Source organism: Flavobacterium luteum (assembly GCF_008806775.1).
Classification (GTDB): Bacteria; Bacteroidota; Bacteroidia; order Flavobacteriales; family Flavobacteriaceae; genus Flavobacterium; species Flavobacterium luteum.
Genome location: NZ_WAEM01000005.1, coordinates 158,278 through 172,009 on the forward strand (window position 1 = coordinate 158,278; position 13,732 = coordinate 172,009).

12 protein-coding genes are annotated in these 13,732 nt (G+C 35.4%); 4 read left to right on the forward strand and 8 right to left on the reverse strand.

Annotated features, from left to right (window positions below):
* Nucleotides 1-84: 84 nt before the first annotated feature.
* The 4 genes from F6464_RS10735 to F6464_RS10750 form a co-directional block, all read right to left on the reverse strand.
* Nucleotides 85-492 (reverse strand): hypothetical protein, encoded by a 408-nt coding sequence (locus F6464_RS10735; RefSeq protein ID WP_151107809.1) that lies wholly within the window; start codon nucleotides 490-492, stop codon nucleotides 85-87.
* 195 nt (nucleotides 493-687) lie between these two features.
* Nucleotides 688-2,139 carry an MBOAT family O-acyltransferase gene (locus tag F6464_RS10740; RefSeq protein ID WP_151107810.1) on the reverse strand — a complete coding sequence of 484 codons (1,452 nt, stop codon included), beginning with the start codon at nucleotides 2,137-2,139 and terminating at the stop codon, nucleotides 688-690.
* Nucleotides 2,140-2,158: 19 nt separating this feature from the next.
* Nucleotides 2,159-3,208 carry a hypothetical protein gene (locus F6464_RS10745; protein ID WP_151107811.1) on the reverse strand — a complete coding sequence of 350 codons (1,050 nt, stop codon included), beginning with the start codon at nucleotides 3,206-3,208 and terminating at the stop codon, nucleotides 2,159-2,161.
* A 60-nt stretch (nucleotides 3,209-3,268) separates the two neighbouring features.
* The gene (locus F6464_RS10750) at nucleotides 3,269-3,829 is read right to left on the reverse strand and encodes a hypothetical protein (protein WP_151107812.1); all 561 of its coding nucleotides are present in this window, start codon (nucleotides 3,827-3,829) and stop codon (nucleotides 3,269-3,271) included.
* 267 nt (nucleotides 3,830-4,096) lie between these two features.
* Between F6464_RS10750 and F6464_RS10755 the strand changes: the two genes are divergently transcribed.
* The 3 genes from F6464_RS10755 to guaB all read left to right on the forward strand — a co-directional run bounded on the left by F6464_RS10755 (nucleotide 4,097) and on the right by guaB (nucleotide 7,735).
* Nucleotides 4,097-5,116, forward strand: a complete 1,020-nt coding sequence (locus tag F6464_RS10755) for a quinone-dependent dihydroorotate dehydrogenase (RefSeq protein WP_151107813.1) — start codon at nucleotides 4,097-4,099, stop codon at nucleotides 5,114-5,116.
* 30 nt (nucleotides 5,117-5,146) lie between these two features.
* The gene (locus F6464_RS10760; RefSeq protein ID WP_151107814.1) at nucleotides 5,147-6,010 is read left to right on the forward strand and encodes a hydroxymethylglutaryl-CoA lyase; all 864 of its coding nucleotides are present in this window, start codon (nucleotides 5,147-5,149) and stop codon (nucleotides 6,008-6,010) included.
* A gap of 252 nt (nucleotides 6,011-6,262) precedes the next feature.
* Nucleotides 6,263-7,735, forward strand: a complete 1,473-nt coding sequence (gene guaB, locus F6464_RS10765) for an IMP dehydrogenase (protein WP_151107815.1) — start codon at nucleotides 6,263-6,265, stop codon at nucleotides 7,733-7,735.
* Nucleotides 7,736-8,031: 296 nt separating this feature from the next.
* Here guaB and F6464_RS10770 read toward each other — a convergent pair whose 3' ends face one another.
* The 4 genes from F6464_RS10770 to F6464_RS10790 all read right to left on the reverse strand — a co-directional run bounded on the left by F6464_RS10770 (nucleotide 8,032) and on the right by F6464_RS10790 (nucleotide 12,210).
* Complete coding sequence (locus F6464_RS10770) at nucleotides 8,032-8,946, reverse strand: pseudouridine-5'-phosphate glycosidase (protein WP_151107816.1); 915 nt, start codon at nucleotides 8,944-8,946, stop codon at nucleotides 8,032-8,034.
* A complete protein-coding gene (locus F6464_RS10775; RefSeq protein ID WP_151107817.1) occupies nucleotides 8,933-9,865 on the reverse strand; it encodes a PfkB family carbohydrate kinase in 933 nt (310 codons plus the stop codon). The genes F6464_RS10770 and F6464_RS10775 overlap by 14 nt, the downstream gene beginning before the upstream one ends.
* Before the next feature lie 579 nt (nucleotides 9,866-10,444).
* On the reverse strand, nucleotides 10,445-10,888 hold the full coding sequence (locus F6464_RS10785) for an HU family DNA-binding protein (RefSeq protein ID WP_151107818.1): 444 nt from the start codon (nucleotides 10,886-10,888) through the stop codon (nucleotides 10,445-10,447).
* A 167-nt stretch (nucleotides 10,889-11,055) separates the two neighbouring features.
* Nucleotides 11,056-12,210 carry a helix-turn-helix domain-containing protein gene (locus tag F6464_RS10790; RefSeq protein WP_151107819.1) on the reverse strand — a complete coding sequence of 385 codons (1,155 nt, stop codon included), beginning with the start codon at nucleotides 12,208-12,210 and terminating at the stop codon, nucleotides 11,056-11,058.
* A 554-nt stretch (nucleotides 12,211-12,764) separates the two neighbouring features.
* Between F6464_RS10790 and F6464_RS10795 the strand changes: the two genes are divergently transcribed.
* Complete coding sequence (locus tag F6464_RS10795) at nucleotides 12,765-13,070, forward strand: hypothetical protein (RefSeq protein WP_151107820.1); 306 nt, start codon at nucleotides 12,765-12,767, stop codon at nucleotides 13,068-13,070.
* The last annotated feature ends 662 nt before the right edge of the window (nucleotides 13,071-13,732 follow it).

Here is a 13,732-nt window from a genome sequence, read left to right on the forward strand (position 1 = left end):
AACTACAAAAAGCATATTTAAATTAGATTTCTATACTTTTTCAGAAAGCTATTTTCCATTTTTGTTAAATTAGCAATAAGCATATTAGTTTTTATAAAATTCTTTTACGTTGGCTAGAATCTCAGAAGGAGTCATTTTATTCGTAGCCTGAACTGATTTGAGTTTTCTATAATCAATAAGATGCTCATCGTATATTTTTTGGTGCAATTTTGTTTTAGTTTCAGCGGGACCAAAAATAAAAAGTTCGTCTGATTCTTTAACTTGAGATATTACATTATCTAGAAAATGGTCTAGTTGATTATTATTCTGTTTTCCATATTTATAGTGATGAGCTTCTTGACCGTACCTAGAAGAGGCTCCTTTATCAATTTCATCGTCATAGTAAATCCCAGATTTAATTTCGGTAACATTTTCGCCTCCATCAAAAAGAGTGATGATGACCGCTTCAGAGGAGTCAATCCAAACCCCTGTTTGTTTTTTCCAGTTTTTCATGTTTTCTAAAATTTAATTAAGATGCCATTTACTACTATAAATTTACATATAAATAGTGAATTGTAGAATCGAAATTCATTTTACTTATTAACTAATTGTTAAATTTATAATTCTGATAATCAGTTGTATAAAGTTGTTTTAAATTTAAGAAAATAAATGATTGCTTTAGATTTTTTTAATCACAATTGGTTGTGATTAAAACTGAAAGTAAATAAATGAACTGCCACTTTCCTGTGCCCATATTATCATCAAAACAAGTGTTGACCATACTAAACTTATCCAAAACCAAGATAGTTTATAAGCCACATTTAAAACCTTGGTATTTCGCATGAACCAATGAAATAAAACAATCAGAGGAACAATTATTGACACTTTGAGGATAGCCAAAGTAGTTAACAAAGCTTTTCCTTCTCCAACTAAACCAAACATAGATTGCAACAATTGCCATGATTTTCCAAAAGTATCTGCTCGGAAAAATACCCAAGTAATGTTAATTAGCATGAAAGTGAGTAAGGCATAGAAAAAGCTTATCCAAGGATGACGTCGAACTTCAATAGTATCTGAAGGTTCTTTGTGACTATGAGCAGCGTGACGTCTGTCTTTTAAATACCGTTCTATCCATAAATAAATTCCATGTAAACCTCCCCAAGCTACAAAGGTCCAATTGGCTCCATGCCAGAGCCCTCCCAGAAGCATGGTTGCCATTAAGGCAAAATAGGTTCTAATTTTTCCGTGACGATTCCCACCTAAAGGAATATATAGATAATCTCTTAACCATGTTGATAAGGTAATGTGCCATCTTTTCCAGAAATCAGAAAAACCTATTGCTGCATATGGATAATTGAAATTCTGTGGTAAAACGAATCCCAAACATAGTGCAACTCCAATGGCACAAGTAGAATACCCTGCAAAATCTAAGAATATTTGTCCAGAGAAAGCGAATACTCCAATCCAAGCATCTAGAGTTGGTAATAGGTCTTTTGATTCAAAAACGCTGTTTGCAGTAGCCGACAACATACTATCGGCGAGTACGACTTTCATAAACAATCCCAACGTTAATAATAGTAATCCATCGGTCATTTGTTTCAAAGAAGCTTTGCGCGGCCATTCAAACTGAGGAACTAATTGAGGTGGACGCACAATTGGACCGGCAACCAAATGGGGGAAAAAGGTAACAAAGAGAGAAAAGTCCAATAATGATTTTACAGGCTCACTTCTTTTTTGATACATATCAATAGTATAACATAAGGTTGTAAACGTGTAAAATGAAATTCCGGCGGGAAGTATGATGTTGGGTTCGGCTGGATGATAATCAAAACCAATAGCATTGCATAGTGCAACAAAATTTTCCAGTAAAAAGGTCCCATATTTAAAGAAAACTAGCATTCCAAGATTACCAATTAAGCTTACTATTAAGAGCATTTTCTTCTTATAATGATTTTCTTGTGTATAGAGTGCTCTACCTACAAAAAAATCAATTACTGTCGACAACCATAACAATAAAATAAAAGGAGGATTCCATGCAGCGTAAAATATATAACTAGCCAGTAATAAGTTGATTTTTTTTGTTTTCCATGACAACGGAAGATTATGTAAAAAAAGAATGATAAGAAAAAAGGCTATAAAGGTGTAAGAGTTGAATACCATAATTAGACTATTTTGGTGATTAATTTAATTTATTTGAGTTTGTCAATTTCCAATTTTTGTCTTTCTCCAATATATCAATAAAATGTTTTGTAAATTCTATAGCGTCGGGTCGGCTTAAATGTGAGAGTTCAGGACAAACAAAATGATCTATAGCTGGATAATCAAGAAAATGTATTCCAGGACAATTCGTATAAGTCAATAATTTATCCCAGTATTTTTCTCTAGGGAAACCTATTTTTTCACCTTGTAAATAAACACCACTTGATGGTGTTCGTACAAAAAGCACTTCTCCGCCACGCGCTTTTATTTTGTCAGTTGCTACTTTTACAGATTTAAATATGGCATCTAATTCTGCTGTTGGCATTGGTGGCGCACCTTTTCCTAAGCTTGCAAAAAAAGCCCAATTGGCTTTGACTTTGTTTTGTAAAACAGTATCAACTACAAATTCTGGAGTCATAAACATTTGTCTTTCAAAGGTGTTATGACTAAACTCAATGGGAAATAATGGCATCATAAAAACACCAGCACGTCTCGGAATTTCGAGTTCATCTAATTTTGCGTTAAGCGAAAAGTAATCTTTGTTTAGAAAAACAAATTGTGATTCTAATGGTTTATTTAAGAAGAAACTGATTTTTTGTGCTGGAGTTCTATCATGAAAGTATTTGATATTTTCGTTAAGGGTTTTATCAAGTGGTCCAGATTTCGAGAAAAATAGTCCTTCCGTGACGTCTACAATGAGTCGCCCTTTAAAATTAGGGTCATTGGCTAAATCTTCTAATGCAGGTCTTGGATTACTTCCTTCTACTGCTAATTGTACAGCATGAATATTAGTTTTGTTTTGCCAAGTTGGAATGTCTAAATCGTATTTTATTCTTGATGAACCAATAAAGACTACTGCATCGTCAAGAGGCTCATAAACCATTGCTCTATTATTTGCCCACAAAGGCGGGCCATCATCATAACTAATAGGTATTCCTTTATTTCTAAGGTATATTTCCCAGCTACCAATTACAAAAATTACAATAACCAACGTTAATAGGGCTGATTTCAAAAGCGATTTTTTTTCCATAGTATGAAATTAATAGTTTGTTCGATGGTACTATTTGAATAACTCAATTAAAAACTAGAATCAATCAATTTTGATGCGATAGCCTATCGAAAATCCTATGGGCAATAACTCGTTTTCAAATTCAATTCCTTCTTTGTTTTTTAAATCATCGATGTATTGGTTTACATCAGAACTTCTTATAGGTACCAATAAGGCTAATGACCAATACCCATTTCTATCTTTATTTTTTGGTTTGAAATCGACTCCAAATCCAAAAGTTGGGCCGTAAAATAGTTTGTTAAACTTTGAGGCATTTTTTACAGCTATTGCTGCATTATAGCCATACATTCCTATAAGGTAAGGACCTATTTTTGGAGACTCTTTTTTTGCATTTAATCTAAATTTTGCACCTACATTGAATCCAGCACCTGCAAAAGCATATCCTACACCTCCAAAAAGTCCAATTTGATCTACAGGGTAATACAAAATATTGGCTCCAATTCCACCATAATCAAGTCCCAAGCCCAGTCCTATTGTAGTGTTTAATTTGTTTTGTTTGATAGTCGTCGGTGTATCTTGAGAATAGGTATTAAATGTGAAAAAGAGACAAACTACACTTAGAGATAATTTAATTGTTTTCATGTTTTGAGCGTTTTAGGTGAATTATATTAGTAAAAATCTATTATTTGTTTCTAAGCAATAAGCTATTAATAGTAGCATTGATTTATGATAAAGTGTTTCAAAGATATTAAAAATTAACAAAAAATCAGAGATATTAATTTATTGAATTAAGCAAAAGTATTTCCTGTGTATAAAAGCATCTTAAAATTTAAATCTACTTTAAATTAGTTAGAATCATAATAAAATTAAAAGGATAATTCTATTTTTGCATTATACAACACAACTGCTATGTACAAATTATTCATTCGTCCAATTCTTTTCAAGTTTGACCCTGAAAAAGTCCACTATTTTACTTTTTCATTAATACGTTTTTTATCAAGTATTCCTGGTTTTTCTTCATTATTCAAGGCAATGTATCTTGTCAACGACAAACGATTAGAAACAGAAGTTTTCGGTTTAAAATTTAAAAACCCTGTAGGGCTTGCTGCCGGTTTTGATAAAGATGCAACCTTATACAAAGAATTATCAAATTTTGGTTTCGGATTTATAGAAATTGGAACTCTAACCCCAAAAGGGCAAGAGGGAAATCCTAAAAAAAGATTATTTCGTCTTAAAGAAGATTCCGCTATCATCAATAGAATGGGGTTTAACAACGGCGGGGTGCAAAAGGCAGTCGAACGTTTAAAACAAAATAACGGTATTTTGATAGGAGGTAATATCGGAAAAAATAAACTCACTCCAAACGAAGAAGCTACCTCCGATTATGAAATTTGTTTTGATGCCTTATACGACTATGTCGATTATTTTGTAGTGAATGTGAGTTCACCCAACACTCCCAATCTGCGTGCCTTACAGGACAAAGAACCGTTGACACAATTGCTGCAAACATTGCAAAATAAGAATGTAAAAAAACTAAAGCAAAAACCCATCCTATTAAAAATTGCTCCCGATTTGACAGACGATCAGTTGTTGGACATCATTGATATTGTAAAGCAAACCAAAATTGCAGGAGTAATTGCTACAAATACTACGATTTCTCGTGAAGGGTTGCAATCTGAAAATAGAACTGAAACAGGTGGTTTGTCAGGAAAGCCATTAGCCAAACGGTCTACTGAAGTCATCCGATTTTTATCCGAAAAAAGCAATAAAGCCTTCCCTATTATTGGAGTAGGAGGCATTCATTCTCCAGAAGATGCCATTGAAAAATTAGATGCTGGAGCGAGCCTAATTCAATTGTATACCGGTTTTATTTATGAAGGGCCTGCTTTAGTAAAAGCCATAAACAAAAAAATAGTAGAAAGAGTATAAAAACTAATTCTTTGCTATCTTTGACTTGTTATGAAACCAATAAAAATCATTGAATGTCCACGTGATGCCATGCAAGGTATAAAAGCCTTTATTCCTACTCAAAGGAAAGTAGCCTACATTCAATCATTACTAGACGTTGGTTTCGATACAATAGATTTCGGAAGCTTTGTGTCTCCTAAAGCCATTCCTCAAATGCAAGATACTAGAGAGGTTTTATCTCAATTAGATGTATCACAAACCACTAGTAAATTATTGGCAATTATAGCCAATACTCAAGGGGCAAAATTAGCTTCAGAGCATGCAGCAATTCAATATTTAGGATTTCCTTTTTCTATTTCTGAGAATTTTCAAATGCGAAATACCCATAAAACCATTGCTCAATCTACAATTGCTTTAATGGAGATTCTTGAAATTGCCTATAAAAACAATAAAGAGGTTGTAGCATATTTGTCCATGGGTTTTGGAAATCCGTATGGTGATCCTTGGAATGTTGATATAGTAGGGGAGTGGACAGAAAATTTAGCAAATATGGGCGTAAAAATACTCTCCCTTTCGGATACAGTTGGAAGTTCGACACCAGAAGTGATTACCTATTTATTTTCACATTTAATTACGAAATATCCAACTGTAGAATTTGGAGCACATTTACACACGACTCCTGATAAATGGCTCGAAAAAGTAGAAGCCGCTTATACATCGGGTTGCCGTCGATTTGATGGAGCCATACAAGGTTTTGGTGGCTGTCCTATGGCTACCAATAAATTGACAGGAAACATGCCTACCGAGAAGTTATTATCCTATTTTACTACTATTAATGAGCAAACCAATACAAGTCCAACGCATTTCGAAAAGGCATATATACAGGCAACAAAATTATTTAGTGAGTTTCATTAGGAGCAATCTCCAGCTGTCCATTCCAAATATTTTATCAAAAACTCTTTTTTTGTAAGTACTAAAAAGAGCTTCCCTTGGTCGCTTTTTTAGCCCAACAAAAAATAGGGTTTTTCAATAAAATGATTTTCATTTCCATCTGGGCTAATTAAAATAGCATCTAGTATTAAATTTTCAAAATCGAACGCCAATTACTATTTAATAACTACATTTTCACTATATTTGCACGCAATTTAACTACAACTACAAATTGCAATGATCGCACACAATACTAAAATAGTCGGAGAAGGTTTAACCTATGACGATGTACTATTAGTTCCTAATTACTCGAATGTACTTCCACGAGAAGTGAGTATCCAATCTAAATTCTCCAGAAACATCACCCTTAACGTTCCCATCGTATCCGCCGCTATGGATACCGTAACCGAAAGCTCGATGGCAATTGCTATGGCGCAAGAAGGAGGTATTGGTGTTTTGCATAAAAATATGACTATCGAGCAACAAGCTGCTAAAGTACGTAAAGTAAAACGGGCCGAATCGGGAATGATTATCGATCCTGTTACTTTACCGCTAACATCAACAGTAGCCGATGCTAAAAATGCCATGAAAGAATATGGTATTGGCGGTATTCCAATTGTCGATGAAAATCAAATATTAAAAGGAATTGTGACCAATAGAGATTTGCGTTTCGAAAAAAACAATGCTAGACCTATTGTTGAGGTAATGACCAGCGAAAACTTGGTTACCGTTGCCGAAGGTACTTCCTTAGAGCAAGCTGAAGTGGTTCTGCAAGGCAACAAAATAGAAAAACTTCCTGTCGTGAATGCCGATTATAAATTAGTAGGTCTAATTACCTTTAGAGACATTACGAAGCTTACTCAAAAACCCATTGCTAACAAAGATGTTTACGGACGTTTGAGAGTTGCTGCTGCAATTGGTGTCACTGCTGATGCGGTTGATAGAGCTGCAGCATTAGTAAAATCGGGAGTCGATGCTATTATTATTGATACAGCACATGGACATACACAAGGCGTTGTCAATGTTTTGAAAGAAGTGAAAGCAAAATTTCCTCAAATAGACGTAATAGTAGGAAATATAGCTACTCCAGAAGCAGCTAAATTCCTAGTAGAAAATGGTGCCGATGGGGTAAAGGTAGGAATCGGACCTGGTTCTATTTGTACCACTCGTATTGTTGCGGGAGTTGGTTTTCCACAATTTTCTGCGGTATTAGAAGTGGCTGCTGCCATCAAAGGCACAGGGGTTCCCGTTATTGCAGATGGTGGAATTCGTTATACTGGTGATATTCCTAAAGCTATCGCTGCCGGAGCAGATTGTGTGATGCTCGGTTCTCTTTTAGCCGGAACTATGGAATCACCTGGAGAAACTATCATTTTTGAAGGAAGAAAATTCAAATCTTATCGCGGAATGGGTTCAATTGAGGCGATGGAAGACGGATCTAAAGACCGCTATTTTCAAGATGTAGAAGACGATGTCAAGAAACTGGTTCCTGAGGGCATTGTAGGTCGTGTGCCTTATAAAGGAGAACTAAACGAAAGCATGCAGCAATTCATCGGTGGTCTTCGTGCAGGAATGGGTTATTGCGGCTCTAAAGACATTCCTACTTTACAAGAAACAGGTCGTTTTGTGCGTATTACTGCTAGTGGTATCAACGAGAGCCATCCGCATAATGTGACCATTACTAAAGAAGCGCCAAATTATTCAAGATAACTTGTTAAAACCATTCTGGTCCTAAAAAAACCTCTAAAAAAATAATACCAATAACATTTGTAAAATAATCTAAAAGTTTATGGTGTAATGCCGATATAGTATGAATATAGTCCATCTATTATTGACTATATTGACCCGATCGCTAGTGAACAGCCGAAGCAATACATAATCGGTATAAAAAATACCATAGCCAATCTGTAAACAGCCCTAAACTTCAGTTTAGGGCTGATTTTTGTATAGAAAAGGCATCCAATTGTTTTAGCGACAGAGTTCTAGAAGCAAAAATCCAAACGCTGTTACTTACAATGCGCAACCGCAATTTGAGCCGCTAACCTCGCATTGTTTTTAATTAAGGCAATATTGGTCTCTAAGCTTTCGCCTTTGGTATGATCAGCAATATATTTCAGTATAAATGGTGTTACTTCTTTGCCTTTTACCTTTTGTTGATTGGCGGCTTCCAATGCGTTTAGGATGTACTGTTCTATGGCATCTTGACCCATCTCAAACTCAGTTGGTACAGGATTCGCAATCAACACGGCGCCATCCAATTGCATCCCCCATTTGGCTTTCAATAAATCGGAAATCGCAGTTGCAGAATCCAATCTCAAAGGGGAATCAAACCCACTTTTAGACGAATAAAAACTAGGAAACTCGTCCTGACCATAGGTAACCACAGGAATACCAAGCGTTTCCATATATTCTAAGGTCAAGCCAATATCCAAAATAGATTTGACACCTGCAGCTACAATCGCTACATTGGTTTGCCCCATTTCAGTTAAATCAGCTGAGATGTCCATCGTTGCTGTAGCACCACGATGTACCCCTCCAATACCTCCGGTTGCAAATATTTTGACACCTGCGATGGCAGCAATTCGCATAGTGGCCGCAACGGTTGTTGCACCAGGGAGTTTTTGAGCAATAACATAAGGCATGTCTCTCAAACTCACTTTCCAAACGTTTTGTGCCTGAGCAAAATAATCAATAGCTTCTGACGATAATCCCACCAAGCATTTTCCCTCTTTAATGGCAATGGTAGCCGGTACAGCACCTTGTTTACGCACTTCATCCTCTACTGACTTTGCTGTGATGGCATTTTGTGGCCAAGGCATTCCGTGGGAGATAATAGTAGATTCAAGGGCCACAACGGGTAAATTGTTGTCTAAAGCATGTTGCACTTCTGGACTTAGGACTATAAAATTAGAGGTGTTCATTATAATAGGTGTTTTTAATTTGGTATAAATATTCACTGTTTAGGTGCTGCAGTACTGCTCCTTTAATTTGTAATACTTCTATCGCTAAGGCATGTGCCAATTGCAGGCAAGTTTCTTCGTTTTCGTGATTAAGAAAGCCAAAAACCCATCCCGCTAAGGCTGCATCACCAGCACCGGTGCTGTCGCTAATGCTAATTTCAGGAACTTGCAATGCCAACGATTGAGTGGCGGTGTAAATAATCGATCCTTGTTTTCCTTTTCTAATCCAGACCTGTTGCACGCCTCTAAGGAATAAGCTTTGCACAAGAGCCAACTCATCGGTCGTGTCTCCAGTAGCCATGGCTCTAAGCTCGTCTTCATTAGGTGTAATCATAAAAACGCCTTCTAAATCCAATGCCGCCAGCTTGGAGGCTTTAGCCACCGAAACAGGTTCAATAATTAGTTTTTGTCGGTGCGTTTTAGCAAAATCAATCAACCACTGTATGCTTGCTATAGGGATATTGGTGTCGAGGATCACCAAGTCAAAGGCTTTAATAAAGTGCGATTTAGACTCCAAGAAATCGGGGGTGAGGTATGTGCTACTAATGTCTTGACAAACCGCTACCACCAGATTTCCGTCAGGATTCATAATGGAAATGTATTTTCCAGTACAGTCATTAGCATAAACAGAATGGGCTAGCACAATGCCTTTTTGGTTTAAACTTTTGGTAATATACGCCGCATCAGCATCTGCCCCTAGTGCGGTTATTAGTGAAGGATGAAGTTGTAACAATCCTAAATGCTGTGCAATATTGCTAATAACACCACCTATACTCGAGGTTTTAGTCGCAGGATTAGAGGTGCTGGGAATGCAATGCTGTTCACAAAAATACAACTCATCCACTAGCGTTGCTCCAATACACAAAACCGATTTCTTCATAAAACAAATATAGAAAATTTATTCGAAATGGTTTTATTCCTGTAAACACAAAAGGCGCAAGATTCAATTCTTGCGCCTTTTTTATTGATAAAGAAAAGAGTCTAGTTTTTTTAATTTTTTGGTTGAAATCTATTGTTTACGTTATATAAAGGTTATTTATCAGAATAATGACCCATTGCCGAAACAACTTCTACTAATACTAAAGTATCACTTACCGAATAAATCATTCGGTCTTTAAGATTTATTGGTCCCAAAAATAGTTAAAACTATGCACTTTAGTGCATTTCCCTTTCAGGTTCTGAAAATGTTTTTTCACCGCAGATTCACAGATTTTTAAATCATTTTTAAAATCTGTGAATCTGCGGTGAAATTTTACGAATTTAATTATAAAGTTCAGCCTGGCAGCCTGTCAGTCTGCAAAACCAAATCTATGGAATTTTACTCCATAGAGGTTTAATTATATATTATGGATTATTAAAATACAGTGGTATTAAAACTTGGTATTTTAGCGCATCAACCTTTCAAATTTTAAAAGATGTTTATGCAGCGCAAGAAAGCATTTTATCTTTACCTCAAATACTATTTTCCTTTTCTAATAAAACGCAAATCTTTAAGCATGGCCTTAAACTTCTTGCCCGGTCTAAAAATAACCGAAGCACTACGTACATTTTTTGGAGACACGGCTTCGGGAGTTTCACTAGCGGTTCCTTTGACACTAATTTGAAAAGCACCTAATTGCCCAAGTCGTACAATTTTCCCCGCCTCTAATTCTTTAGAAACCATTGCAACCAAGCTAATAACAACCGCATAACAATCGGCTTGAGTTAAGGAAGAGCCATAGGCAATTTGTTCCGAAAGTTCTTCTAAATCTACTTCTCCCGTTTTGGTAACTTTGGGATAATACAGCATAGAAGCACTAGGATTTACGGGATTGGTTTTCCCAATAGGGGTAATAGTAATAGCCATAATTCTAGGAGGTGAAGAAGTTATTTTTTGCTCGTTCCGACAAAGATACGCATTCATACGGACCAAGCAAAAAAATTACCGCGGTAAATTGCATAAGTTACCGTGGTAAATCATTTAATTTAACGCGGTAAGTTACTTGATTAACCGTGGTAAAATAATAGTCGCGTCTTGATGAAGTGATGAACTGCTCTTGTCAAGTAAAAATAGTATTACGTATAACACAATTAAAACCGCTTCACGTACTCCTGAGTCGTTACTCCCGTAATGTTTTTAAAAGCAATACTAAAGGTATTGTAGGACGTAAACCCCACTGTGGTAGCAAGCGATTCTATTTTATGGTCGTTGAGGTAGCCGTGTTCGAGTAATTTGGTAGCATCGTGAATGCGTACAATCTTTTTATAATCGGTGAAACTCTCGTTGCAATGAAATTTTAAAATAAAGTAGATATGGCTGATAGGAATTTTTAACGCAACAGCAATGTCCTCTGGACTCAAATCGGGATTTCGAAAAGCATTTGTATGAAAAGAAAACTCTTCCATTTGATGCAAATATTCTAGGAGCAAGGGTTTTATTTTTTCATCTAGTTTTCTATCCTTCTCACTAGTAATAGGCAGCACCCTACTTTCCAAATTCCATACACTGCTGAGAGCTAACCTTTCAGTGGCTGCATCAATGGTTTTATTTAATACGTTATATCCGTAAAGGATTTCAGGGCTAAGGATGATTTTTACAAAAATAACCATCCAAACCAATGCCGTTATCCAAAGGTAATTGTCTCTGGATGTACCTTGATTATAGTTTATAATGATGATAGTCAAGCGAATTAAAAAAATTAATACAAAAGAAACATACAGAAAGATGCTCCATTTTTTTATCAACTTATTTTGTTTTTGAATAGCGTTGATATAGGTTTTTCGTCGCCATACGTGTTTATAGAGTATCATAAATCCGAAAATAGTATAGAGGCTGTAGAATAAAATGATTACAAAGAAAAACAGTTTTTTAACCCCATCGGCTTTGTTAGGATTTATATAAAGAAACGTGAGAAATAAGCTGACCAACAAAAAAGGCACTATAAAATGCAACAAATTACCAAGCTCGAACTTGCTTTCGTATATAATATTCGTAAAATAGAGATAAAAGGAGGGCATCAGCATGATAACGCCTACATCGAGCACGGTTACAAATTTACTTATATCCAGTTCTGGGTAGGCTTGTGCAATACCATGAAACAAGAATCGTATTGCATTGCTTGTGGTAATTGCAATCAGGTATTTATTGATGAGCGAATGTTCCTGATATTTATTTTTACCAAAGATTAAGGCAGTGGACAAAAATCCTAGTACGGCGGTAACAAATAATATTATGTTGCTGAGCATAAGCCGAAATATTTTAAAAAGGAAGACCTACAATTACTTCTCTTACTTAAATTAAAAAACCGACTGCAAAGTACCACAATAATTGCAACCGTTTCAGAAAAAATACATCTCAAAAGCTGGAAATCACCTCTCAAAAGCTGGAAATCCTCTATTAAACTCCAAAAAATCCGAATATAAGACTGCAATCAAAGCTTATTTTTGATGAATATGCCCTGCTAGGCATTATCTGTAAAGAGTTTCATACCTACGCTCTCCTTTTTGAGGAACTGTTTGTTTGTTTGTTTGTTTCTTTGTTTGTTTTCTATTTTTACGAGCCCATTCATTAGGAAATTTAAGAAATCATATCTCAAAAACAGGGAATCGTATCTCGAAACATGGGAAATAAAAAGACGCTATTTCAGGAGTAATTTTAAAAGTAGTATTTCGCAGAATGAATCTATTCGATATAAAAACACGCCTAGTTTTACAATGAGAGAGTGCAGCATAATAATTTACGGCATTGCTTTCTGGCGGGACTTTTGAAAACGAATTTGTCAAGTTGATATCAATTGTATATGGAAACAAAAACCACAATAAAACAAGAAAAACCGACTTTGGTAAAGTCATTAGTAGGCGATGTGCCTTTCATGGATGCTGACGGTAAATCTATTTTTTTAGGGAACATCATTGAACAAACCAACTACAACGGTGAGCAATATTTAGCACGATATAAAGTTGTACGTGACCCCGCAGATAATGAAATTTGTCTTTGTATGATTTCAGGAAACGAAAAAGCAATGAGTTATCAAGGGTATTCTTCTTTCGGAAAAATATTCAATGGCAAATTACTTAAAGGTCGGGTTGTAGGGCATAACGACTAACGATAATACTAAGAAAAGTACTGGATTTTAAGGCTATAACTTATCAAACGAGATGAATTAATTATAGTAAACCACAGCTAACGTACATTACCACTTTTTTTATAGCATAAGCTATACGTTTACAGGTTATTAAAAACTAAAATGATGATGATGTTTAATTCAAGTTCTGAAAACAAAGCAGATACTATTGAATACGTCTTAACAAATGCTTAAGAATGGTTAGAAAGTTTAATAAAAGAATACCCATAATTAAGAATGAATCTCCATGAGAATAGATTAGGCGATGGTGATTGGAATTTTAGGTTTTACGCTGGGAATTACGGGTAAACAAATTGATTTACAAATTCACGGTTTTACTAAAGAACAATCTCAAATTTTTACAAAAGGTTAAACGAAAGTATAACCTAGTCGTCCATAGATATAAAGCACTACCCAAAAGGAGCGGTTTTTTGGCAAAAACCAAATAGGACAAGACTTTTCGTTTAAGAATCGATTTTAGAATTGTTTTTAGTCCTTAACAATTTTAATCCCTTTTTAGATAACGTCTTAAATTTTGACAATTACTACCCACAGTTTATTTCATTGGTCTCAAAAATAGTTGAAACGATACACTTTTAGTGTATTTTCCTTTCAGATTCTAAAAACATGTACACTAATTCGCA

What these genes read in the sequence shown, in the direction of transcription:
- F6464_RS10740 (WP_151107810.1), bottom strand. Translation starts at nt 2,139, where the DNA reads ATGGTATTCAACTCTTACACCTTTATAGCCTTTTTTCTTATCATTCTT.
- F6464_RS10790 (WP_151107819.1), bottom strand. Translation starts at nt 12,210, where the DNA reads ATGCTCAGCAACATAATATTATTTGTTACCGCCGTACTAGGATTTTTG.
- F6464_RS10760 (WP_151107814.1), top strand. Translation starts at nt 5,147, where the DNA reads ATGAAACCAATAAAAATCATTGAATGTCCACGTGATGCCATGCAAGGT.
- F6464_RS10750 (WP_151107812.1), bottom strand. Translation starts at nt 3,829, where the DNA reads ATGAAAACAATTAAATTATCTCTAAGTGTAGTTTGTCTCTTTTTCACA.
- F6464_RS10770 (WP_151107816.1), bottom strand. Translation starts at nt 8,946, where the DNA reads ATGAACACCTCTAATTTTATAGTCCTAAGTCCAGAAGTGCAACATGCT.
- F6464_RS10755 (WP_151107813.1), top strand. Translation starts at nt 4,097, where the DNA reads ATGTACAAATTATTCATTCGTCCAATTCTTTTCAAGTTTGACCCTGAA.
- F6464_RS10745 (WP_151107811.1), bottom strand. Translation starts at nt 3,208, where the DNA reads ATGGAAAAAAAATCGCTTTTGAAATCAGCCCTATTAACGTTGGTTATT.
- F6464_RS10795 (WP_151107820.1), top strand. Translation starts at nt 12,765, where the DNA reads ATGGAAACAAAAACCACAATAAAACAAGAAAAACCGACTTTGGTAAAG.
- F6464_RS10735 (WP_151107809.1), bottom strand. Translation starts at nt 492, where the DNA reads ATGAAAAACTGGAAAAAACAAACAGGGGTTTGGATTGACTCCTCTGAA.
- F6464_RS10785 (WP_151107818.1), bottom strand. Translation starts at nt 10,888, where the DNA reads ATGAATGCGTATCTTTGTCGGAACGAGCAAAAAATAACTTCTTCACCT.
- F6464_RS10775 (WP_151107817.1), bottom strand. Translation starts at nt 9,865, where the DNA reads ATGAAGAAATCGGTTTTGTGTATTGGAGCAACGCTAGTGGATGAGTTG.
- guaB (WP_151107815.1), top strand. Translation starts at nt 6,263, where the DNA reads ATGATCGCACACAATACTAAAATAGTCGGAGAAGGTTTAACCTATGAC.